Below are 20,426 nucleotides of genomic sequence, written 5' to 3'. Positions count from 1 at the left end.
TTTCGTCCCATTTGTTGCCGAACTGTAACGCTTTCGGGACGTCCCGGCCGCCTTGTTCGTTCTTGTGCTGCCGCTCTTCGCCACTCACCAAGTTCAATTTGGGTTTTGTCAGCGATGATCGATCTCGCAGAGGACACACCGTCCAATCCCCTCTTCCGTCTCGGTGCCCAGCCGATCGCGCTGACGGCTGCGGCGCTGCTGCTGCTGATCGCCGGCGTCACCTCGATCGCGATCTGGCGCGCCTATACCGGCGCCACGCCGGAGACCGACCGGGTGGTCGCCTCGCGGCAACTTCAGGCGCGCGCGGCGCAAGCCTCCGAGCAGCTCGTCGAGAAGACCAAGGGGTTGGAGGCGACCCAGCAGGAATCGATCGATCAGCTTCAGGTCGTGCAGGACCAGCTTTCGACCATGAAGCGGCTGCTCGCCTCGCAGCAGGCCGACACCAAGCGCCTGTCGGAGCAGGTCGCCAATCTGAACGAATCCATCGACGGATTGCGGCAATCCTTTGCCTCCGCCCGCGCCACCGAGGCCGAGACACCCGCGGTTACTTCGAAGAAACCGGCGCGTCACCGTGTCCATGTCAGCGCCCGCAAACGCTCTCGCGGCTGATTGGATCCAGGGCGACCGACTTTTATTTTCGCCAGATGTGAAATGGATCACATTCGTCCGTGTGATTCCGCGCGATGTTCGCTCATACCGGATGGCGTGAGCCGATTTCAATATCCGGGGCTGGCAAGGTCGTTGACGGTATACTGCGTCAACGGCCTTGTTTTTTAACGTCCCGGTATTTGGATGCCTCGCCGGGTACCCCTTATCCGCAGCCGCTATTCACAGACCTGAGCGCGGCGGACACGCCAGCCCGATCGAGTCATCACGCGCTGGCGCACAGGATAGCATTGCGCACCATAGTCCTCGTAACCGAGGCCGTAATAATAGGGATCGCCGTAGTAAGGATAGCCGTAGCCATAGGCGCCGTAATAGCCGGCGCCTGCGATGCCGGCACCGATTGCGACGCCCGGCCAGAAGCCGCCGCCATGCCAGCCGTGGCCCCAGCCGCCGTGACCCCAGCCCCCACCATGGAAGCCACCGCCATGCCCGAAACCACCTCTCGCCTGCGCGGTCTGAGGCGCTGCGAGACCGACCGCAACAACGGTCAGTGCGGCCATCATCATCTTGCGTAACATCAACTTACCCTCCGCGTGGAAACGCTCCACGCTTCAAACAAGGCCAAGCTAACGTCGCTCAAGCATAGACGATAGGCGGGATAGCTCACTTCCGCGCGAGCGTCAGTAGACCGCGCGTATTGCGCAGCGCCGAGCCGGCCATTACGCGGCGGCGCCCATCTCCTTGCCGAGATCCTCGACCATGGTCACGAAGATATGCGAGTCCTCTTCGGCTCCGCCGATCTGGAGGCGCCGCCACGATACCTGGCGTCGACCGCGGATGGGGTTGTTGATCGTATCGGTGATGGGCTCGAGTTGCTGCTGCTGGGCTAGCAGCTGCTTGTCCCGCTGCTCGATCAGATCGGCAGTCTCCTTGGAAAACAGTTCGCGCGCCGTCTTGCCGACGATTTCGGCGCGGGACATGCCGATCTGCTTTTCGGCAGCCTTGTTGATGAACATATAGCGCAGGTTGCGCGCATCCTTGGCGATGATGCCTTCGGTCACGTTCTCAATGATGGTGGCGAGGAAGCGCTCCATCCGTTCGAGCATGCGCTCGCGTTGGCGTTGTTCGGTAACATCCTCCTGCACCGACACCCAACCGCCGCCGTCCATCGGTCGTTCGTAGATCTTGATGGTGCGGCCGTCATTGAGATTGATCTCATAGGCAGCAGGCTCTCGCTTGGCGATCCGGTCGAGAACAGCCGCGACATACTTCGTGACATCACCACCGAACAAGCCGCTCTTGACCCGGTGCTGGAGGATTTCCTCCAGCGTCGATCCGGCCTGAATCGTCTCGGGGAGATTGTAGATCTTGCGGTAGTTGGCGTTCATCGCGACCACATCGGCCTTGCCGTCGAGCATGATCAGGCCTTGCGGCATGCTGTTGATCGCGGCCGAGAGCTGCCACTTCTTGGCCTGGTACTTGTCGTTGAACTTGTCGCGTTCAGCCAAGGCGGCATCGCGCTGCTTTGTGATATCGAATTCGAGCTGCTCCAGCTCGAAGATCTGCGCGACGGCGTCGCGGAAGTTCTGCACGGCGCGCGCCAGCCGACCGATCTCGTCGTAGCGGGCAAGATGCGGCACCTGGCTCCTGATGTCGCCTGTCGTGATGCGATCTGTCGCCTGCGCAATATCGGAGAGAGGGGCCAACACCGACCCTCGCATCACGACGACGTTGAGCGCGCCGAGCAACAGCGCCGCGAGTCCGAGCATGAACAGGTAGGCGGCGGTGTAGCGGTTCTCGTCGGCGAGTTGATCCGCCTGACGGGCGCGCTGTCCATAGATGTGTTCGAGCGCCTCCAGATCGCTGTTGAGCCTGTTGCGCAGCGTCCTGTTGACATCATTGTCGCCCCATTCGCGCGCCGCTGCGGGACTGATCTCGAGCCCGCGCCGCACCAGCTCCTGGCGGAAGTCGATGAACTGCGCGATGCGCTGCCGGAACGTGGAGAATCGTTCCGCGTCGTCGTCACCGACGGTGCGCTCCATGCTCTTCACGGTGTCCGCGAGTTCGCGGCTGCGTCGCGTCAGCCCGTCGGCGAACTGCTTCATTGCGCCGCGATCGGCGGACATGTAGATGCCACGATGCCGTAGATCAATGCGTTGATGCGCCCGACACCAATCGCGGCCTCAGCGGAGGTCGCGTACATATGACGATAGGTGGCCTGCAATCGGACCGTCTGGATCGACATCGCGAGCAGGAACGTGGTGACGATCGCGAGGAAGCCCGCGATGCCGTAGACCTTCTCGGCAACGGCTCAGCGTGTCGGTGCCCCGCACAAAGCGGACAAGTTTCTTCAAAAAGTTGGTTCCGGTGGCGAAGCCGGCTTCCAGCGCCTTGGCTCCCATGGCGCCGCTCCTCTTGGTTGAGAACGCGCCATGATGGACACGACCGCGCTAGCGGAGGATTAAATTACCGGCCGGTATTTTTACCGTTTGGAACCGTGGCCGCGCGGGCGACGCGCGGCCAGCGCGGCCTCAGCCGATCCGCTTCAGCCCCTTCTTGAAGCGCGGGCCATTGGCGACGTAGAACCTCGCCGCGCTGCCCATCCGCTGCACCTGGGCGTCGTCGAGCGTGCGGATCACGCGCGCGGGCGAGCCGATGATCAGCGAGCGCTCGGCAAACTCCTTGCCCTCGGTGATGACGGAGCCGGCGCCGACGATGCTGTTGCGGCCGATCCTGGCGCCGTTCATCACGATCGCGCCCATGCCGATCAGCGCGCCCTCCTCGATCGTGCAGCCGTGCAGGATCACGTTGTGACCGACGGTGCAGTCCTTCCCGATCACGAGCGGAAAGCCGAGATCGGTATGACAGGTCGAGCCGTCCTGGACGTTGGCGCCCTCGCCGATCTCGATCCACTCATTGTCGCCGCGCAGCACCGCGCCGAACCAGACGCTGGCGCCCGGCTTCAGGCGCACGCGGCCGATCACGGTCGCGGTCTCCGCGATGAAGTAATTGCCGTCGGAAGGAAGATCGGGCGCCTGCCCGTCGAGCTCGTAGATCGCCATGGAGGTCTCCTGTCGCCTCAAGCCATAGCGAAACGAGGGCGCGGAGGCAAAGGGCCGCCGCGCAGTCCTGGAAAGCGTCAGCCCAGGACGCCGGTCGCGCGCAGCGTCATCAGGAAGAAGGTTCCGCTCATCATGCTCCAGAAGCCGGCGATGACGGTTGCCATCATCACGAATTCGAAGCGGCGGCTTTCCAGCCGCATGCCCCGCAGCGTGTTGCGCATGATGATGAAGGGCGCCGCGAACACCAGGAACGGCACCGCTGCAAAGGTCCGGGGAGCGACGCCCTCCTGCAACAGTCCGAAGCCGGCGGGCCGCTGCGAGAGGGCCTGGTATCCGTTTGCGAGCGCGCCCGCGAGTGCGAAGCCGATGCAGATCGAGAAGAAAGTATTGAGAGCTTCGGGTGTCATCGGAACAGTCCGCCTTAACGCAACGCGAGGTGCTTTCCTGTGACAAATAGTGCCGGTTAACGCTACATTATCCTTAAGGGAAGGTTAACGATCCCGCCCGCCGCGCGCAGAGCCAGTCCCGTTCCCCCTCACCGGGAACCCTCCGCGAATTCGCCGCCGCATGGCATATTCGCCGGTGATTCGTCGGCCGCCGGCCGACTTCCGGTCTCTTGCGCGACGTCATGACGGTGTTTTCGGCAACCTCTCCTCGGTCCTCCGGCGCAGGCGCAAAGACGCGCGCCCGGGCCCATCTCGTCCCGTTTGCGCTCACCGTCGTGGTCGCGGCGGGCGCGATCGCCCTGGTCGCTTATCTGCTGTGGCCGACCTGGAGCACGGGCGGCACTGATACACCGGACAAGTTGCCCGTGAGCGTCGGCGGCACGCTGTTCAACCTGCCGCTTCAGGCGATCCGGATGAAGATCCAGCGGCACTCCGGACCGCAGGAGCGCATCGACCTCGATTTCCTCTATCCCTCGCTGGAAGCACCGAACGGTCCGAGGCACGTCACCGCCGACACCGTCGACACGGCCATGCAGCCGATCGATCGTATCTTCCTGTCGATCGCGGCGCATCACGATGCGCTCTCGCCGGAGCAGCGAACTACGACGATCTATCCGCGCTATCTCGACCAGGCCGCCACCACGCCGGACGACGGATTGACCATGCGCCCGTTCCGCAGCGACACGCCCTATGGCAGCGAGGATCTGTATTCCGCGACGTCCCCCGCACTGACCGCGCGCTGCACGCGCGATGCATCGACGCCCGGCATGTGCCTGTCCGAGCGCCGCGTCGGCGCCGCCGACCTCACCTTCCGGTTTCCGCGCAGCTGGCTGTCGCAATGGCGCGACGTCGCGGACGCCATGGACAAGCTGACGGCGCAGCTGCGCGGGCCGCACAGCTGAGGCCGGCCGCGACAAAAGTCGAAAACAACCCCATGCACAGTAGCCAGGCGACTGGCAATCCCTGCATTTCTCACGACTTCGCTTTTTTCGAATTTTAGCTTGACCCGTCTAACCGGCATGGGACGATCCAGGGCGGCTTTCTGGCGGCGATGCTGGACTCGGCGACGGGGATTTGCCCGCTCGCAAGACTCTCGCCCGGCCTGACCGTGGTCACCAGGAGCCTCGACACGCGTTTCCTGAAACCTGCGGTAGTCGGACCGATCACGGCGCGGGCGCGTGTGGTCGAGCAGACGGAGCGCGACATGGTCGTACAGGCCGAGCTCGTCGACGTGCAGGACCTTACGGTCCCCGAAGCCACCGCGCGGCTGCGAATTCTTGCGAAGAGCTAGAACCTGGAGGTCGCCGCCGGCTCAGCACTCGCCGTATCGCGCCGGTCGCAGCGATAGTCCGGCAGGTCCAGCCTGTCCGTGATGTCACGACCCACCATGAGTCTCGCCGCGCCCGGCCATGAGCAGGCCCTGATGACCTGATTTCGAAACCACAGACCATACGAGGTCCTCGGCGCGAAGGCGGCGGCGAAGCGCGCCGCTCCGCGCTGCTTGGCTTCGATATAGCTGCGAAGCCGCGCCTCGTAGGCGTTAAAAGCATCCCGGTAGCGCCCGTCGGCACGGGCGAGTTCACCCGCAAGCACATAGGCCGAGATCATGGCCAACGCCGAGCCCTGCCCGGCCACCAGCGACACGCAGAAGGCTGCATCGCCAATCAGAGCGATGCGGCCCTTTGACCAAATGTCCATTTTAATCTGGCTGACGCGGTCGAAATAGAGATCATCACAGCGATCGAGCGCGGAAGCGATCTGTGGCCACTCCCATCGCGCGCCGCGATAGACGTCGCGCAGCCTTGCCTTCTGATCGGCAAGCGTCGCGGGCCCCAGGCCGGTGTCGTCGGCGAAGATGAAAAGGAACAGCGTTCGGCCGCCATGCAGGGCGAAGCGCCCGATCATGCGGCCCCGCTCGGTGTACATGAGATAAGTATCCTCGTCGCGCCGGTCGTAATCACGAATCTCGAACGCGGCGACGCCGTAGCCGAGATGACGCTCGAAAGCCGATTGCGGGCCGAAAGCAAGACGCCGCACCGACGAATGCAGGCCGTCGGCCCCGACCACGAGGTCGAAGCGGCGCTCTCCACCACGCAGCAAGCGAACCCCGACGTGATCGGCTCGCTCCTCGAGCGCGACGATCTCGTCATCGAAGACGACCTCGGCGGAATCGCTCATTCTATCGTAAAGCAGGCGCGACAGATCGCTTCGCGCCAGCGTGATGAAACGCCCGCCCGTCAGCTCGTCGAACACGCGGGTGCCGAAACCGGCAACGCGCCGTCCGTCGTCATCGACGATGCGGAGTTCGCGCACGTGATAGCCGGCCCGGTCAATCGCCGGCAGCAGCCCCATGCGTTCGGCGATGTCGTAGCCCAGTCCCCAGAAATCGATGACATAGCCGCCGCGACGGAGCGCGGGCGCGCGCTCGACCAGCGTCGGCACGTAGCCGGCGCGCTCGAGCCAATAGGCCAAGGTCGGCCCTGCGATCCCCGCCCCGGAGATCAGCACAGTCTTCATGAGGAGGATATGGGAGCTGCGGCGATTGATTGCACCGCCGCTCAACCACAAAATGGTGACGTCGGAAGTTCCGCGTCAGCGGGCCGGTCGGCCGACCTATTCCTGGTCGACCAGATCGTCCTCGAGGATCGCCATCTGGAATTGGAACGAGCGATCATCGTCCTCGTCGTCGACGAACAGAACGCCGATGAACTCCTCGCCGATATAGACCTCGGCAGAGTCGTCCTTCTTCGGCCGCGGCACGACGCGGATCTTGGGATTGCCGAACACGCGCTTCAGATACGCATCCAGTTTTCTGACTTCTTTGACGTCCACGGCAAGTCTCCGATCGAAATTTGGTCGGCGGGTTTTAGGACGAGACGCAACGAACCGCCAGCATCAATTGCCAAAGAATTTGGGGACGACAAGGGCCGGCAAATCCGGCCCTTGAATGCGCGGGCTCAAAGCCCCATCGCGTTGATCATCTGGTCCATGGTGCGCGACGGCTCGGCGCAGCCGGCCTCGCCGACGATCTTGGCCGGCACGCCCGCGACCGTGACGTTGTGCGGCACCGGCTTCACCACGACCGAGCCGGCCGCGATGCGCGCGCAATGACCGATCTCGATGTTGCCGAGGATCTTGGCGCCGGCACCGATCAGCACGCCATGACGAATCTTCGGATGGCGGTCCTCGTTCTCCTTGCCGGTGCCGCCGAGCGTGACGCCGTGCAGGATCGAGACGTCGTCCTCGATGACAGCCGTCTCACCGCAGACGAAGCCGGTGGCGTGGTCGAGGAAGATGCCGCGGCCGATGCGCGCGGCGGGATTGATGTCGGTCTGGAACACCGCGGAGGCGCGGCTCTGCAGGTAAAAAGCAAAATCCTTGCGGCCCTTCAGATAGAGCCAATGCGCCAGCCGATGGGTCTGGATAGCGTGAAAGCCCTTGAAGTAGAGCAAGGGATCGATGAATCGCGAGGTCGCGGGATCGCGGTCATAGACGGCGACGAGATCCGCGCGGAAGGCGTTCCCGAGATCAGGTTCGTCGCGCAGCGCGTCCATGTAGGCTTGGCGCACGAGATCGCCTGACAAGGCGGAATGGTCGAGCCGTTCGGCGACGCGGTGGACCACCGAGTCTTCCAGTCGGCCGTGATGCAGCACCGCCGAATAAATGAAGGTCGCAAGCTCCGGCTCGCGGCGGACGATGTCTTCGGCTTCGCCGCGGATCCGGTCCCAGATCGGATCGAGCGTCGCGAGCTTTCCTCCCGGATTGACCTGATGCACTGCCATGAATCTGCTCTTTCGATTGGGCTGGTTTTATTGGCTTTATAGCACAGTGTAGGCGACAAAGTCCTGACGGGCTTGCCTGAGAGTGAACAGCGCGTTGCCCCAGGAAGCACCCCAACGCCTTGAAACATAACAGGTTCTTCTGGCGCCCCCGACGGCAAGGTCGGCTCAAAATGGTCAGAGTCTCGCCAAATTCAAGCCGGGCGGGGTCAAACTATTGGTGAATTTCATCGCAACCGTTATTGCGGGCATGGTCCGCACGAGGACGGAGCGGTTTTGAGCATCACCACCGATCAATTGCGCGCGCGCGCCGCGCCGACGTTTTGGCTGCGGCTGGCGGCAGTGGCGCTGCCTCTCCTCATGATCGCGCCGGCGTTCTGGAACGGCTATCCGCTGTTGCAATGGGATACCGGCGGCTATCTGGCGCGCTGGTACGAGGGCTATCTCGTCCCCAGCCGCTCCACCGTCTTCGGCATCTACCTGCACTATGGCGAAGGCTTCGGCTTCTGGATCAACCTCGCGGTCCAGTCGCTGGCAACGCTGTGGCTGCTGCAGCTGACGCTGCGCGTGCTCTCCATGATGCAGACCTTCCGCTTCGTCACGATCAGCCTGGTCCTGATCGTGTCGACCGCCCTGCCCTGGCTCGCGAGCATGCTGCTCACCGACATCTTTGCAGGATTGTCGGTGCTGTCGCTGTTTCTCCTTGTGATCGCGGGCAATCGTATCTCGGGGCTGGAGAGGATCTCGCTGTTCGTCTTCACCGCCTTCTCCGCTGCAACCCACAGCGCCACGCTCGGCGTGCTGCTCGGGCTCTGCGTCGTTGGCTGGACCATGCGCCCGTTGCTGCGGCGCCGCCTTCCGATCGCCGGGCTCGCCCAGGGGAGCCTCACGATCGTCGTGGGCGCCCTGATGCTGATCTCGGCCGACCATGCGCTGTCGGGCAAATGGGCCTGGACACCCGGCGGCACCGGCGTCGCTTTCGGCCGCATGATGCAGGACGGCATCGTCGCACGCTTCCTGAACGACCACTGCCCCCGCGAGAACTTCAAGCTCTGCCCCTATCGCAACGAGCTGCCCGCGACCGCCGACGAATTTTTGTGGGGCAAGAGCATGTTCAACACGCTCGGCCGCTTCGACGGCCTCGATGAGGAGATGGGCTACATCGTCGAGCACTCGCTCGCCGATTATCCTGCGTGGCAGGCCGGCGCGGCGCTGCGGGCGATGGGCCAGCAACTGATCCACGTCGCGACCGGCGAAGGCGCCAGCGTCTGGATTCCGCACACCTACGGCATCATCGAGCGCTACATCCCTGCACAAGTGGCGCCGATGCGCGCGGCGCGCCAGCAACATTGGGGCCTGAATTTCGACTACGTCAACTGGCTGCACGTCCCGGTCGCGCTGATCTCGATGCTGGCGCTGGTCGCCCTGCTCGGACATGCGCTCGCCCATCGCAAGCTGGACGACCTGACGCTGCTGGCGGCGACCGTGACGCTGGCATTGCTCGGCAACGCCTTCATCTGCGGCGTGATCTCAGGACCGCACGACCGCTATGGGGCGCGCATGGTGTGGCTGGCGACCTTCGTGGTGCTGATGGCGCTGGCGCGTCGGTTTGGGGACGACAGCAAAGCGCGGTGAGATTGGGATGAAGAGTCATCGCGCCTCGTGATCCTCAATGCGCTCACATGGCCTTGGGGAGCGCGAACAGCCGGAAATCCTCGAGCGCCGCGTGCCGATGGGGGGCGACTTCGCGCCGGTAGGTCTCGGTATCGACGATCGAGCGGAAGGTAGCGAAATCGCCATATTCATTTATCGCCGCTTCGTCCCAGCGTTCGCCTGGCGAACCGACGATGCTGGCCAGGACCGGCACGGAAAACATCCGCACCAGCGGCTTACCGGCCGCGAGACGCCGGAATGCCGGCCTATAGCGCTCATTAAAGGCTTCGCGGCCCGAGCAGGGCGCGGCGTCGAATCCGTCCTCGTAACGCGCCTGCGCGCGGTAGCACAGCAGATTGAGCATATAGACCGGCCGACCGGAAGGAATCGCGCGCTCGGCTGCATCAAGGGCTTGCAGGGTGATTTCGATGAGGTGCATGGGACTTCCCGCATTTTGAGCGCCACATGATGCGCGCTAACGCTCTCTGTTTAGACGTTCGCGAATGGCTCTTGTAGTGACCGCATAGCCATGATGATGTGGACTCCATGTCCACAACGACTTTGCCTCCCGATCTCTCGCGTCTCCTCGCCTTCGTCCGCGTCGTCGAGGCAGGCTCCTTCGCCGAAGCCGCGCGGCGAGCGGGGACGACCACCTCCGCGATGTCCAAGGCGGTCGCCCGCTTCGAAAAGGCTCGGGGGTTGCGGCTTTTGCATCGCTCCACCCATTCGTTGGCGCTGACCGAAGAGGGCGACAGGCTGATGGCGGCGGGACGCGCGTTGGTCGAGAGTCTCGCCCGTATCCAATCCGCGCTCGGCGAAGTCGGGCGCGATGATGGCGGACGGGTGTGCGTGACCGCCCCCGCCTCGTTCGCGCGCGCCTGCATCCTGCCGCGACTGCCCGCATTCCTGCGGGAGCGGCCGGAAATCGAAATCGAGGTCAAATTCCGCAACGAAATTCTCGATCTCGCGGCGGAAGGGGTCGACGTCGCGATCCGCTCAGGACGCCTCGACCGCGTGCCCGGTCATCAGGCACGGCGGCTTTGCACGTTCTCCTGGATCGCTTGCGCCTCGCCTGCCTATCTGAAGGCGCGCGGCGCGCCGGCGACTCCATACGAGCTTTCCGCGTACGACCACGTCGGCTTCCGGAATCCCGCGAGCGGTCAGATCCTGACCTGGCGCTTTGCCGACCCGCACGGCAAAAGGCCCATTCGAGTCACGCCCAAGCCCAAGCACATTTGCGACGACGCGCACGCGTCGCTCGCGTTGATCGCGAATGGGTTTGGGATCGGCTGGGGGCCCGCCTGGCTCGTCGACGAAGACCTTCGCGCGGGCCGGCTGGTCGAAGTGCTGGCGCCCTGGCGCAGGTTGGGGGAACCTCTATGGATGTTGCGCACCTCGGACCGCCGCCCGCCCCTGCGCATACAACGCGTCATGTCGTTCCTCACCACGCTTGCCGCCGCGTTCAGCGACAAGGCGGTGTGAAGCAGTAACGGAGATCCATCTCGTCGATGCCAGCGCGATCGGGCGTTAGCCGACGTTCCTATCCTCTTCGAGCTGACCTCTCATCAACACCCTCGGCGGACTCCAGATTTGGACGGTCACCCCGAAGGGAGTGCAGACCCCTTACGATGGCAACGACCTCGTGGCCTCAAGCAACATCACCTCAGCCCCGGCGTGACAGGAAATCGAGAACGCCCGATTTGTAGACCTTGTCGCCGACCGCGCGCATGTGATCGCGGCCGGGAATGTCGAGCACTTCCGAGCCCGGGATGATCGCGCCTAACGCGCTGGCCGAGCCTGCGACGTCGTCGGTCGAGCCGACCGCGATCAGCACCGGCACCTCGATGCGGGCGGCCTCTTCCTTCGTCATGAGATCGCGCGTGCCGCGCAGGCAGGCGGCGAGCGCACGCCGATCCGAGCGGGTCTGGTCCGCAAACGCACGAAACGTGCGGCCGACGGGATCGGTGACGTCATCGAGCGAGGGCGCTTCCAGCGCCTTCGCCACGACCTCGCCGGGTCCGGTGCCCTCGATCAGGCCGCCGACGCCGATGCCGCCGAGGATCGCCGAGCGCAGGCGCTGCGGCTCGTTCAGTCCGAGCCAGGCCGCCATCCGCCCCCCCATCGAATAGCCCATGATGTCGGCTTGCGGGATGGCGAGATGATCCATCAGCGCGAGCACATCGCCGGCCATGGTCGGGATCGAGTATTGCGCGGGCTCGTAGAGCTTTGCGCTTTCGCCATGGCCGCGATTGTCGAGCGCGATGACGCGGCGGCCGTTCTTGCGCAGCTCCGAGACCCAGGTCGGATAGACCCAGTTGACGTTCTTGCTCGAGGCAAAGCCGTGCACCAGGATGATCGGATCACCCTCGCCTTCGTCGAGATAGGCCATTTCAACGGGGCCGTTGTGAAAGCTCGGCATCAGCAGTTCCGCAGATTTGAGGGAAAGGTTGATCTTAGAGCATGATCCGGAAAAGTGTGCAGCGGTTTTCCGGCAAGATCATGCTCAAACAATAACCTGAAGCGCGGTGCGTTTTAGGCCGTGGCGGCCGTGTTTGCCAGCGCGGCTTCGGCAACCAGCTGCGCCCGGCGGAGCCGCCGGGCCCGTCTGCGATCGCACCACGCCTGGGTCAGGCGTTCGGTGGTCGCCTTGATCGACGACAGCAGGCCGAACAGCGTCAGTGCCGCGCCGAACAGCCACAGCGTGAGATCGAATGCGCCGCCGACCAGCAGCAGCGCGCCGCGGCCGAGCAGCTTCAGAAGCGCGCGCGTCTTGCCGCCTTGCGCTTCCGCAAGCCGCGCCGCGCGCGCGACATCCTTCGGGCCCTCGGCGATGCGCAAGCTATCCATCGCGCCGCGCGTGCCTGATTTTTCGGCGACGCGCGTGACGTCCTTGCCGAGCCGGACCAGGGCGCCGGCCTTCTCGACGCGGAACGCGGCCTTGATCGCGCTCACGGTCTCGCCCGGCCGCAGCACCGAGCCCTTGGCAACCGCGTTCTGAAGCATCGGCGTGTCGACCACTTCGCGCGCCGAGCGGCCGGCCCACGCGGCGAGCCCTTCGCCGAGCCGCCCGACCTTGCGGGCGTCCTTCACTAGCGTCAGCCCGGCACGGACCGGCGCCGCGCCTCCGGCGGACATATAGGTCACCGCCGTCACCGCGAGGCCGGCGGTTGCGAGGCCGAGCACGAGGCGATCGGTATCCTCGCCCATGGCGAGGTGCTTGCTCTCGCGCACGACGTCCCTGATATCGCCGATCACGAAAAGGTCGCCGGCGACGGTTCCGGAGAGACTCGCGACATCGTCGGCATTGCCGGTGACGAGCCCGGTGGCAAAGCGCTTGGCGAATTGCGAGGTGGAATTCTCCGCCTTGACCGCATCGCCGACCCGGCTCAGCAGATCGTCGGGCAGCGCGATGTTGCGGTCACGCGCGAGCGCGACGAAGCTGTCGGCGAGATCGGCATCGCCGGCCTTGAGCGCGGCTTCGATATTGTCCTGAACCAGGTGCTCGTCTTTGGCGAGAGCCGCATCGAGCTTGAGTTCGGACAGCGCCGCCGGATCGTCCTGCGCGGCGAGGACAGCGCCGGCCTCGCGGGCATGCGGCGCTACCTGCGCGAGCACAAGGCTGCATGCAGCAATCCCGGTCAACGCCGAACTGATTCGCAGCCACTTCATGCTGGAAGCCTGGACATTCGCTGCATCATGTGTGCCCGATGGTTCGTCTTTCGTCGCAATTTGCGCGTGTCCACAGACATAGTATGCCAAAATTGCGACACAACGTCCCCGACGAAAGAAGGGCTTCTCTGAGGCGACAAGATTGTGTCGAATTTGCATGAGCAAATGAGCATGGGGCAATTGCGAACCTTTCGGTTCCGGCGGGCTAGCAATCATAAGCACCCATCAGTATGGTCCGCGGCGTCGAAATTATGCCGCGTCACTGCTGATTGTGTCTGCTGCCATTGCCACTCCAGGATGAACTACGATGTCCGACCATGTCGTCCCGCACTTCCATAACGATGCCGGTGTTCCCGTCATCGAGATCGGCTCGCAAGAGTTCATGTGCGTCGGCGCCAATCCTCCGTTCGATCATCCGCACGTGTTCCTGGATCTCGGCAACGACAACGAGATCATCTGCCCGTACTGCTCGACGCTGTACCGCTTCGCCGCCGATCTGAAGGCGGGCGAGGCCCGTCCGCCGGAATGCGTCTTGAAGGACAAGGTGGCCTGACCGTTTAATTCGGTCAGGAATGGCCCTCCCGCGCACGATCGTCATTGCCGGCGCCGGCATCGGAGGACTGACGGCTGCGCTTGCGCTGGCGCAGCGCGGTTTCCGCATCGTTGTGCTGGAAAAGGCCGAGCGGCTCGAGGAAGTCGGCGCCGGCCTGCAACTCTCCCCCAATGCGAGCCGCGTGCTGGTCGAGCTCGGCCTCACCGAGCGGCTCAAGCTGCGTGCCGTCGTTCCGGAAGCGGTCTCGATCATGAGCGCGCGCGCCGGCGGCGAACTCTTGCGCATGCCGCTCGGCGAAGCGGCGTCCGCGCGCGCCGGTGCCCCCTATTGGGTGGTGCATCGCGCCGATCTGCAATCGGCGCTGTCAGGCGCGGTGGCAGACCATCCCGATATCGATCTGAAGCTGGGTGCGACCTTCGAGGACGTCGCCCCCCACGCCAGGGGACTGACGGTGGTCCATCGCAGCGGCACGATCCGGCGCAGCGATCTCGCCAGCGCGCTGATCGGCGCCGATGGCATCTGGTCGACAGTCCGCCAGCATTTGTTCCCCGCGGTGCAGCCGCGCTTCTCCGGCCTGATCGCCTGGCGCGGCACGCTCGAGGCCACCCAGCTGCCAAAAGCGCACACCGCGCGTCGGGTGCAGCTCTGGATGGGCCCCAACGCCCATCTCGTCGCCTACCCGATCGCGGGCGGCCGCCAGATCAACGTCGTGGCGGTGTTGCCGGGCAGCTGGAACAGGCCGGGCTGGAGCACTGCAGGCGATCCCGCCGAGGTGATGGAGGCCTTCGCTTCGCCGCGCTGGCCGAAGGCCGCGCGGATGATGCTGGCAAGCGTCAACAGCTGGCGCAAATGGGCGCTGTTCGGCGTGCCCGACGGCTGCCCCTGGAGCAAGGGTCCGATCGCGCTGCTTGGCGATGCCGTGCATGCGATGCTGCCGTTCGCCGCGCAAGGCGCCGGCATGGCGATCGAGGATGCCGCCGTGCTGGCCCGGCATCTGAGCCTCGAGACCGCCGAGGACGCAGGCAGCGTCGCGGCCGCGCTGAAGCAATATGGCCAGATGCGTCAGGCCCGCGTCAGGAGAGTGCAGCGGACCGCGCGGCAGCAGGGCCGCATCTATCATCTGGGTGGGCCGCTCGCGATCGCGCGCGACCTGGCCATCCGCGCGCTCGGCCCGGACCGCATGCTGGCGCGGCAGGAGTGGATCTACGGCTGGCGTCCCTGAAGCAAGAGCCGTAAAAATCAGCGCTTCGGCGCGGGCTTGATGTCCGGCCGCTGCGGCGCAGTCGCTGCCGGCGGTGCATTGGGCGGCGTTTCCCGGCACCTGTTGCGGCGCCAGGCATCTTCCGCCAGCTGGGCCGAGCCGCGCACCGCGACGTAATCGTTGCGATAGGCGAGCTCGGAGACCACGGCGCCGCCGGCTCCGGTCTCGGCCTTGTCCATCAGCCGCTGCAGATCCGCGGTGCGCGCGGCGAGCGCCTTGCGCTCGGCCTCCAGCTGCTTGCAATCGTACAATTCGTATTTGGCGGGATCGGCAAAGGCCGGCGCGACCGTCTCGGTCATGCTGGCACAGCCGGACAGCGCAAAGCCGGCCGCGCCCAGCGCGGCTACCGCGCAACAGGCGCGCAGGGAAAAGGAAAGCGAAGCGGGCATGGGCAGAAAAATAGTCCCCCTGAATTGAGAATGGCTAAAGCAGAGCCAGATGTCCGGATTGAGGCTTTGCCTTGTGCCTCCGGCTCGCTTAAGGAAGAACTCCGGTCCGGCTCGAACGCCAATTCCAGAGGGCTGGACGCGACTTAAGTGTTTGATCCCGTTGGGATCAAGCGGGCATGGCGGAATTGGTAGACGCAAGGGACTTAAAATCCCTCGGTGCGCAAGCGCTGTGCCGGTTCGACCCCGGCTGCCCGCACCACGTTCTCCGATGCCTGCGCTCGCAGCATGATCCAGAAGCACATCAGCGCGACCGTGATCAGGATGAAATTGCCTTCGATCGACATTCCCGTGAACGAGACCAGCGTGGGCACTGCGACGCCGATGGTGAGGACAGCAGCAAGGGCTGCGGCCGGGAGGTCGACGATCAGGACCGCGCCGTACACCGCGAGCTCGAAGAAGGCATATTCCTTCAAACGCGGCGAGCAGAGATAGAGGCCGTACATCGTAAGCACCGTGACGCGCATCGCGGCCTGTGGATGATCCATCAGCCAGCGATCGAGCCGTGCCGGCAGCGATCTTCCGATAGGGCCGATAGCGCGCAGCAGCGACCAGCCGAGCGGCGCGAGCACGAGCGCGATTGCGCTCAGCGCGTAGATTGCGAACACCAGCGGCTTGCTGTCGGGAAGACCGGCATGGTCCACGATACTCTGCGCCAGCAGCAGCAGCGACGGATTGGTTTCCTCGATCTGGACCGAATGCTGGCCGGGGATGCCGCCTGTGATCGCCAGCAACCAGCTCGAGAACAGATCTGGATAGAAGACGACCGAGGCCAGAAGCGGCAGCGCAAAGCCCAGGCCCGCCACCGCCAACAGGGCGAGCTTCTGCCGCCGCGGCAGTGGCAGCAGATAGAGCGCGGCCAGCACCGGACAGAACACCAGCTTGAACGACATCACGAGGCCGAGCAGCGCCGCCCCTGCGAGTCGAGGGACATCGTGTCGATCATCGCGCTTTGCGGAGCGAAGCAGAAGCGCAAGTGCCGCGGCCGTGAGGCCGCCGCCGAGGATCGCGAAATTGCCCGAGGCCAACACCCATTCGAAACCGACGAACGCGCCGAAGGTGAAAAGTCCCCTGAGCGCCACGTCGCGCAAATTGTGCGGCCGGCCGATCCCGGGCAGTAGCAGGCTGCACAACACGGCAAGGAGGAGATAGACGCCGCGATAGTGACCGACCAGAAAGCCGCCCGCACACAACGGACGGAAAGCGTCCAGCGTCGCCGGGAGATATGGATAAGAGAGCTTGGTGCCCTTCAGATTCTTCACGAAATAGGGATCGAGGCCGTCGGCGTGCGCATCCACGGCCGCGCAATTGACGCGGACGTCCCAGCCGTAATTGATGTCGATTGCAGTATCGTTGGCGAGATTGATGAACACCAGGAACGCCACCAGCACGATCAGGCCGGCAAGCCAGACGTTGCGTCCCCCGGCCATATCGGCCGCGGGCCGTGGCCATTGTGCTGTCCCTGACATGTCCGACACGTCTGATCCCCTGCCCGTCCCGAGTTCCTCGACGCCTCCGCGGCATCCAGTCAGCGCCCACACTGGACAAGATGGGTTGCGGATTCATCTCCCCGGTCTGGCGCCCCCGATCGTATGGTGAATCCCCGGTTTCTGACCGCGCCGAAAGAAGACGATCCCACGAAGCCGGCGCCGCAAGGCTTGTGCTCCGCCTGACAGCCATCCCGAAACATGGGTTGTGCAATGCAATATGAGCATGAGATAGGGCCTCTGAAATCAGAGGTAAGCTGCTTGTCCGACGTCAATGCCGACGACTGGGTGTCCGCGGGACACCGCCCCATGGGTTTTCCCGAATTCGTTGTCGTGATCGCATCCATCATGGCGCTGAACCCGCTCGCCATGGACATGATGCTGCCGGCACTGCCCGACATCGGGCGGGCCTTCAGCATCGCCAACGCCAATCATCTCCAGCTCGTGCTGTCGACCTTCCTGATCGGCTTCGGCGCGGGCCAGTTCGTCATGGGCCCGTTGTCGGACCGGTTCGGACGCCGGCCGGTGCTTTTAGGCGGCATGGCCGTCTATGCGGTGGCCGGCGTGCTGGCCGTCGCGGCGCCCTCGTTCGAGACGCTGCTGCTCGCCCGCGCGCTCCAGGGCCTCGGCACTTCGGCGACGCGCGTGATCGCGACCTCGATCGTGCGCGACTGTTATGCCGGCCGCCGCATGGCGAGCGTGATGTCGCTGGCCATGATGATCTTCATCGCCGTGCCCGTGATCGCGCCCTCGTTCGGACAGGCCGTGCTGCTGGTCACGCAATGGCGCGGCATCTTCGTCGTGCTGATGCTCTACGGCGTGCTGGCGCTCGCCTGGAGCGTGCTGCGGCTGCCCGAAACGCTTCCCGAGTCCGAACGCAGGTCGCTTGCGCCAGCCGACGTGCTGTCGGCCTTCCGGCAGACCGTCACCAACCGCCAGACCCTCGGCTATGCGACGGCGGCCGGCAGCGTGATCGGCGCGCTGTTTGCTTTCGTATTCTCGGCGCAGCAGGTGTTCACCGGCATCTATCATCTCGGCCATTACTTCCCGCTGGCCTTTGCCGCGATCGCGGCCGGCACCGCGGTGGCCGGCTTCCTCAATGCGAAGCTGGTCGGGCGGCTCGGCATGCGCGTGATCTCGCACGGCGCGCTGACGCTCTATGCGCTGGTCGCCGGCGTGATGCTGCTGAGCGAGATTCTCGGCGTGCTGCCGCTCCCGCTGTTCATGGTGCTGTCGGCGCTGATGATGTTCTCGTTCGGCATGATGGTCGCCAATTTCACCGCGCTCGCGATGGAGCCGCAAGGCCACATCGCCGGCACCGCCTCCTCGCTCTACGGCTCGATCACGACGCTGATCGGCATCGCGGTCGGCACGGCGATCGGCCAGAGTTTCGACGGCACGCTGCTGCCGTTCTCGGTCGGCTTCTTCCTGTCGACGCTTGCCGCGCTCGCGATCGTGCTCGTCGTGGAGAATGGCCGGCTGTTCAAGCCGCACCATCGCCCGATCGCGTGAGGAACTTCGCTGGCCCCTCGATGTTGTCGTGCAGCAATTCGAGAGGCGGCCCAATGGAACCACAGCACCAGGACGACGCTCGCGAGCAGGATCCGCAGCACACCGAGCGCCCGGCATCGCCCGCCGCGCACGCGGATTTCAACCTGCCCTTTGCGAGCGAAGGGCTCGAGCAGGTCCGCGATAGCCATTGCTGAGGAGAGGCCCCTACTCCGGACTGCGCTTGCTGGCGCTGAAATCCTGCGCCGCACTTCTGGGCGTCGCGCCGTTCGCCTGCGGCGGCACCAGCAGCATGACCACGTTTCGGCTCACGCCCGGCCGGCCCCAGAGCAATGCCCGCACGGTGAATTCCCGCCTGACAAAATGTCCGGCGCGGGCTGAAACCCATTCCATCCAGCGGCCGCAATAATCCTGGCCCTCGAAACACAGCGCGGCCCAGCCGCGGTCGAGCGTCGCCTTGCGCGGCAATCCCCAATGATATTGATGCTCGAACGGCCGCGCATAGTGCGGATGATCGGGACTGTAGAACGCGGTGGCGAAAGCGAGTGAATCGTCACCACTGACGGCGCCGAGCGGCTCGCCGGTCTCCTCATGCCATTGTCGGGTCAGCTCGCTTGCGGCCTGGGCATAGAAATTCCGCCCCTCTTCATAGCCGTTGATGTTGCGATAGACGGCGTGGATGGGGGCCGCGACCAGGACGGAGACGAGCGCAACGCCCATGACGATGACCGTGGCATTGACGGTGTAAAAACGTTCGATCGGATAGCGCGCGCCGCAGACAACGAGCACGACGAACAGAAACAGCCCCTGCAACGCCCATAGCGACGGCAGATCCGTGCCCATCGCGAGCGACGTCAGCACCGGCAGTGCGATCGTACCGATGGCGACGTAGAAGAGAAGTCGAAGGCCCGGGCTCATCGCGGCGAAATCGGCCGGAAACTGCTTGAGCCGCCGGCCTGCAACGAACACCCAGATCACGCCCGCGACGCTGCTGGCCGCGACCAATCCCAGCAGGAAATTCTTCACTTCACCAAGCGAGCTCACCGCATTGCCGTTGGCGTGGTTCAGTGCGTAAGTGAAGGTCGAGGCGCCCGTGGTCGCCAGCCAGTAGATGTGCGGCGACAGCGTCGCGAGCCCGGTGACGACGGAGATCCACGGCGAAGCAGAGGCAAAATAGGCGCGCCGCGCCGGATGCGCGAGCGCGGCAAAGGCAAAGCTCGAGACCAGGAAAATCGAATAATATTTCCCGACCATCGCCAGCGCCGTGGTGCATCCGACCGCGACCGCCCAGAACACGGATCGCGTCTCGAACGCGCGCAGGAAGCACCATGTGGCGAGCGGCCAGATCGCGAGCAGCACGGAGTTGGCGTTGAAGCGCTGGGCGTGGAATTGATAGGCCGGCGTCAGCATCAGCAGCAGCAGCACGAGGATGCGCTTGTGCCCGGTCACGAACTGACGCGCGACGCAATCGACGAAGACCAGCGCAAGCCCCGCGTTGACCATCGCCATCAATTGCAGCGACCAGTCGCTGAGCGGGAAGACGGAGGTCCAGCTTGCGGCGATCCAGCCCATCAGCGGCGGATGCTTGGGGTAGCCGAAGGCGAAATTCCGCCCCAGCGTCCAGGCCTCCAGCGTATCAGGATGCAGGCCGCCGCCGGCATAGGCGATGGCGAGATACAGCGTCCAGATCGCAACGAAGCACGCAATGAGGAGCGGAACGGCCCAGCCCGCCTCGACGCCGTCGAGCCAGCGCAGGAAGGGACGGCACCAACGCGCCGGCGCGCGATCGGACTGTTCGGCCATCGCCTGGAAAGCAAGATCGAGCGGCACAAGAATCAAACCAAAGGGGGGAAGTAATGCCTGAAGGCGATCTATTTCAGATCGGAAACAAATAGCAATGATTGGAAACTGGAAGAGTTAAAAAGGTTTTCGGCATTTCTCGCCGAGACAGGTAC

At 64.6% G+C, this 20,426-nt stretch carries 23 protein-coding genes, 1 tRNA gene and 1 pseudogene; 13 read left to right on the top strand and 12 right to left on the bottom strand.

Going from position 1 to position 20,426, the window contains the following annotated elements; translation table 11 throughout:
* The first annotated feature begins 114 nt into the window (after nt 1-114).
* Nucleotides 115-609: a hypothetical protein gene (locus IF809_RS22695; RefSeq protein WP_128965634.1), complete on the top strand. Its 495-nt coding sequence runs from the start codon at nt 115-117 to the stop codon at nt 607-609.
* Between the two features lie 215 nt (nt 610-824).
* Here IF809_RS22695 and IF809_RS22690 read toward each other — a convergent pair whose 3' ends face one another.
* The 4 genes from IF809_RS22690 to IF809_RS22675 all read right to left on the bottom strand — a co-directional run bounded on the left by IF809_RS22690 (nt 825) and on the right by IF809_RS22675 (nt 4,075).
* Nucleotides 825-1,184 (bottom strand): hypothetical protein, encoded by a 360-nt coding sequence (locus IF809_RS22690; RefSeq protein ID WP_462838586.1) that lies wholly within the window; start codon nt 1,182-1,184, stop codon nt 825-827.
* 141 nt (nt 1,185-1,325) lie between these two features.
* Nucleotides 1,326-2,732: a PAS-domain containing protein gene (locus IF809_RS22685; protein WP_462838585.1), complete on the bottom strand. Its 1,407-nt coding sequence runs from the start codon at nt 2,730-2,732 to the stop codon at nt 1,326-1,328.
* A 405-nt stretch (nt 2,733-3,137) separates the two neighbouring features.
* Nucleotides 3,138-3,668 carry a gamma carbonic anhydrase family protein gene (locus IF809_RS22680; RefSeq protein WP_128965631.1) on the bottom strand — a complete coding sequence of 177 codons (531 nt, stop codon included), beginning with the start codon at nt 3,666-3,668 and terminating at the stop codon, nt 3,138-3,140.
* A 77-nt stretch (nt 3,669-3,745) separates the two neighbouring features.
* Entirely contained in the window at nt 3,746-4,075 is a 330-nt protein-coding gene (locus IF809_RS22675) for a DUF6949 family protein (RefSeq protein WP_128965630.1), read from the bottom strand.
* 221 nt (nt 4,076-4,296) lie between these two features.
* Here IF809_RS22675 and IF809_RS22670 point away from each other — a divergent pair, with 221 nt between their 5' ends.
* Together IF809_RS22670 and IF809_RS22665 are read left to right on the top strand one after the other, a co-directional pair.
* The gene (locus IF809_RS22670) at nt 4,297-5,016 is read left to right on the top strand and encodes a hypothetical protein (protein WP_462838584.1); all 720 of its coding nucleotides are present in this window, start codon (nt 4,297-4,299) and stop codon (nt 5,014-5,016) included.
* Between the two features lie 122 nt (nt 5,017-5,138).
* A pseudogene (locus IF809_RS22665) lies at nt 5,139-5,405 on the top strand (PaaI family thioesterase); the annotation flags it as partial.
* On the opposite strand, the gene IF809_RS22660 reads toward IF809_RS22665, so the two are convergent.
* From IF809_RS22660 to cysE, 3 genes are all read right to left on the bottom strand, one after another.
* Nucleotides 5,402-6,631 carry an FAD-binding domain gene (locus IF809_RS22660; protein WP_462838583.1) on the bottom strand — a complete coding sequence of 410 codons (1,230 nt, stop codon included), beginning with the start codon at nt 6,629-6,631 and terminating at the stop codon, nt 5,402-5,404. The pseudogene IF809_RS22665 and the gene IF809_RS22660 overlap by 4 nt on opposite strands.
* A gap of 96 nt (nt 6,632-6,727) precedes the next feature.
* Nucleotides 6,728-6,946: a DUF3126 family protein gene (locus tag IF809_RS22655; RefSeq protein WP_007602550.1), complete on the bottom strand. Its 219-nt coding sequence runs from the start codon at nt 6,944-6,946 to the stop codon at nt 6,728-6,730.
* A 125-nt stretch (nt 6,947-7,071) separates the two neighbouring features.
* A complete protein-coding gene (gene cysE / locus IF809_RS22650; RefSeq protein WP_164938614.1) occupies nt 7,072-7,896 on the bottom strand; it encodes a serine O-acetyltransferase in 825 nt (274 codons plus the stop codon).
* 273 nt (nt 7,897-8,169) lie between these two features.
* On the opposite strand from cysE, the gene IF809_RS22645 reads away from it, so the two are divergent.
* On the top strand, nt 8,170-9,528 hold the full coding sequence (locus IF809_RS22645) for a hypothetical protein (RefSeq protein ID WP_462838582.1): 1,359 nt from the start codon (nt 8,170-8,172) through the stop codon (nt 9,526-9,528).
* A 43-nt stretch (nt 9,529-9,571) separates the two neighbouring features.
* Here the strand turns inward: IF809_RS22645 and IF809_RS22640 are convergent, their stop codons facing one another.
* On the bottom strand, nt 9,572-9,985 hold the full coding sequence (locus tag IF809_RS22640) for a hypothetical protein (protein WP_462838581.1): 414 nt from the start codon (nt 9,983-9,985) through the stop codon (nt 9,572-9,574).
* Nucleotides 9,986-10,107: 122 nt separating this feature from the next.
* Between IF809_RS22640 and IF809_RS22635 the strand changes: the two genes are divergently transcribed.
* Entirely contained in the window at nt 10,108-11,028 is a 921-nt protein-coding gene (locus IF809_RS22635; protein WP_462838580.1) for a LysR family transcriptional regulator, read from the top strand.
* A gap of 181 nt (nt 11,029-11,209) precedes the next feature.
* On the opposite strand, the gene IF809_RS22630 is transcribed toward IF809_RS22635, so the two are convergent.
* On the bottom strand, nt 11,210-11,965 hold the full coding sequence (locus IF809_RS22630) for an alpha/beta fold hydrolase (protein WP_453983224.1): 756 nt from the start codon (nt 11,963-11,965) through the stop codon (nt 11,210-11,212).
* Nucleotides 11,966-12,078: 113 nt separating this feature from the next.
* Nucleotides 12,079-13,215 carry a hypothetical protein gene (locus IF809_RS22625; RefSeq protein ID WP_462838579.1) on the bottom strand — a complete coding sequence of 379 codons (1,137 nt, stop codon included), beginning with the start codon at nt 13,213-13,215 and terminating at the stop codon, nt 12,079-12,081.
* Nucleotides 13,216-13,522: 307 nt separating this feature from the next.
* On the opposite strand from IF809_RS22625, the gene IF809_RS22620 reads away from it, so the two are divergent.
* On the top strand, nt 13,523-13,768 hold the full coding sequence (locus IF809_RS22620) for a zinc-finger domain-containing protein (RefSeq protein ID WP_007602543.1): 246 nt from the start codon (nt 13,523-13,525) through the stop codon (nt 13,766-13,768).
* Nucleotides 13,769-13,787: 19 nt separating this feature from the next.
* Entirely contained in the window at nt 13,788-14,990 is a 1,203-nt protein-coding gene (locus tag IF809_RS22615; RefSeq protein WP_462838578.1) for an FAD-dependent monooxygenase, read from the top strand.
* Nucleotides 14,991-15,007: 17 nt separating this feature from the next.
* On the opposite strand, the gene IF809_RS22610 is transcribed toward IF809_RS22615, so the two are convergent.
* Entirely contained in the window at nt 15,008-15,418 is a 411-nt protein-coding gene (locus IF809_RS22610; protein WP_128965620.1) for a twin-arginine translocation pathway signal, read from the bottom strand.
* 170 nt (nt 15,419-15,588) lie between these two features.
* Here IF809_RS22610 and IF809_RS22605 point away from each other — a divergent pair.
* From IF809_RS22605 to IF809_RS22580, 6 genes are all read left to right on the top strand, one after another.
* Nucleotides 15,589-15,677: transfer RNA gene (locus IF809_RS22605), tRNA-Leu, on the top strand.
* The gene (locus tag IF809_RS22600; protein ID WP_462838577.1) at nt 15,635-15,910 is read left to right on the top strand and encodes a hypothetical protein; all 276 of its coding nucleotides are present in this window, start codon (nt 15,635-15,637) and stop codon (nt 15,908-15,910) included. The genes IF809_RS22605 and IF809_RS22600 overlap by 43 nt, the downstream gene beginning before the upstream one ends.
* Before the next feature lie 200 nt (nt 15,911-16,110).
* Nucleotides 16,111-16,596 carry a hypothetical protein gene (locus IF809_RS22595; protein ID WP_462838576.1) on the top strand — a complete coding sequence of 162 codons (486 nt, stop codon included), beginning with the start codon at nt 16,111-16,113 and terminating at the stop codon, nt 16,594-16,596.
* Between the two features lie 42 nt (nt 16,597-16,638).
* A complete protein-coding gene (locus tag IF809_RS22590) occupies nt 16,639-16,941 on the top strand; it encodes a hypothetical protein (protein ID WP_462838575.1) in 303 nt (100 codons plus the stop codon).
* Nucleotides 16,942-17,223: 282 nt separating this feature from the next.
* Nucleotides 17,224-18,474, top strand: coding sequence for a multidrug effflux MFS transporter (locus IF809_RS22585; RefSeq protein WP_462838574.1), 1,251 nt, complete (start codon nt 17,224-17,226; stop codon nt 18,472-18,474).
* Nucleotides 18,475-18,527: 53 nt separating this feature from the next.
* On the top strand, nt 18,528-18,668 hold the full coding sequence (locus IF809_RS22580) for a hypothetical protein (RefSeq protein WP_462838573.1): 141 nt from the start codon (nt 18,528-18,530) through the stop codon (nt 18,666-18,668).
* Between the two features lie 10 nt (nt 18,669-18,678).
* On the opposite strand, the gene IF809_RS22575 is transcribed toward IF809_RS22580, so the two are convergent.
* Entirely contained in the window at nt 18,679-20,274 is a 1,596-nt protein-coding gene (locus tag IF809_RS22575; protein ID WP_462838608.1) for a glycosyltransferase family 39 protein, read from the bottom strand.
* Between the last annotated feature and the right edge of the window lie 152 nt (nt 20,275-20,426).

The sequence above is a fragment of the Bradyrhizobium sp. UFLA06-24 genome (assembly GCF_054967145.1).
Note: the sequence above shows the minus strand (reverse complement) of the source record. Positions and strands in the feature narration are given on the sequence as shown.

What these genes read in the sequence shown, in the direction of transcription:
- cysE (WP_164938614.1), bottom strand. Translation starts at nt 7,896, where the DNA reads ATGGCAGTGCATCAGGTCAATCCGGGAGGAAAGCTCGCGACGCTCGAT.
- IF809_RS22670 (WP_462838584.1), top strand. Translation starts at nt 4,297, where the DNA reads ATGACGGTGTTTTCGGCAACCTCTCCTCGGTCCTCCGGCGCAGGCGCA.
- IF809_RS22640 (WP_462838581.1), bottom strand. Translation starts at nt 9,985, where the DNA reads ATGCACCTCATCGAAATCACCCTGCAAGCCCTTGATGCAGCCGAGCGC.
- IF809_RS22690 (WP_462838586.1), bottom strand. Translation starts at nt 1,184, where the DNA reads ATGTTACGCAAGATGATGATGGCCGCACTGACCGTTGTTGCGGTCGGT.
- IF809_RS22685 (WP_462838585.1), bottom strand. Translation starts at nt 2,732, where the DNA reads ATGTCCGCCGATCGCGGCGCAATGAAGCAGTTCGCCGACGGGCTGACG.
- IF809_RS22580 (WP_462838573.1), top strand. Translation starts at nt 18,528, where the DNA reads ATGGAACCACAGCACCAGGACGACGCTCGCGAGCAGGATCCGCAGCAC.
- IF809_RS22680 (WP_128965631.1), bottom strand. Translation starts at nt 3,668, where the DNA reads ATGGCGATCTACGAGCTCGACGGGCAGGCGCCCGATCTTCCTTCCGAC.
- IF809_RS22615 (WP_462838578.1), top strand. Translation starts at nt 13,788, where the DNA reads ATGGCCCTCCCGCGCACGATCGTCATTGCCGGCGCCGGCATCGGAGGA.
- IF809_RS22610 (WP_128965620.1), bottom strand. Translation starts at nt 15,418, where the DNA reads ATGCCCGCTTCGCTTTCCTTTTCCCTGCGCGCCTGTTGCGCGGTAGCC.
- IF809_RS22625 (WP_462838579.1), bottom strand. Translation starts at nt 13,215, where the DNA reads ATGAAGTGGCTGCGAATCAGTTCGGCGTTGACCGGGATTGCTGCATGC.
- IF809_RS22660 (WP_462838583.1), bottom strand. Translation starts at nt 6,631, where the DNA reads ATGAAGACTGTGCTGATCTCCGGGGCGGGGATCGCAGGGCCGACCTTG.
- IF809_RS22620 (WP_007602543.1), top strand. Translation starts at nt 13,523, where the DNA reads ATGTCCGACCATGTCGTCCCGCACTTCCATAACGATGCCGGTGTTCCC.
- IF809_RS22595 (WP_462838576.1), top strand. Translation starts at nt 16,111, where the DNA reads ATGGTCCACGATACTCTGCGCCAGCAGCAGCAGCGACGGATTGGTTTC.
- IF809_RS22575 (WP_462838608.1), bottom strand. Translation starts at nt 20,274, where the DNA reads ATGGCCGAACAGTCCGATCGCGCGCCGGCGCGTTGGTGCCGTCCCTTC.
- IF809_RS22630 (WP_453983224.1), bottom strand. Translation starts at nt 11,965, where the DNA reads ATGCCGAGCTTTCACAACGGCCCCGTTGAAATGGCCTATCTCGACGAA.
- IF809_RS22695 (WP_128965634.1), top strand. Translation starts at nt 115, where the DNA reads ATGATCGATCTCGCAGAGGACACACCGTCCAATCCCCTCTTCCGTCTC.
- IF809_RS22675 (WP_128965630.1), bottom strand. Translation starts at nt 4,075, where the DNA reads ATGACACCCGAAGCTCTCAATACTTTCTTCTCGATCTGCATCGGCTTC.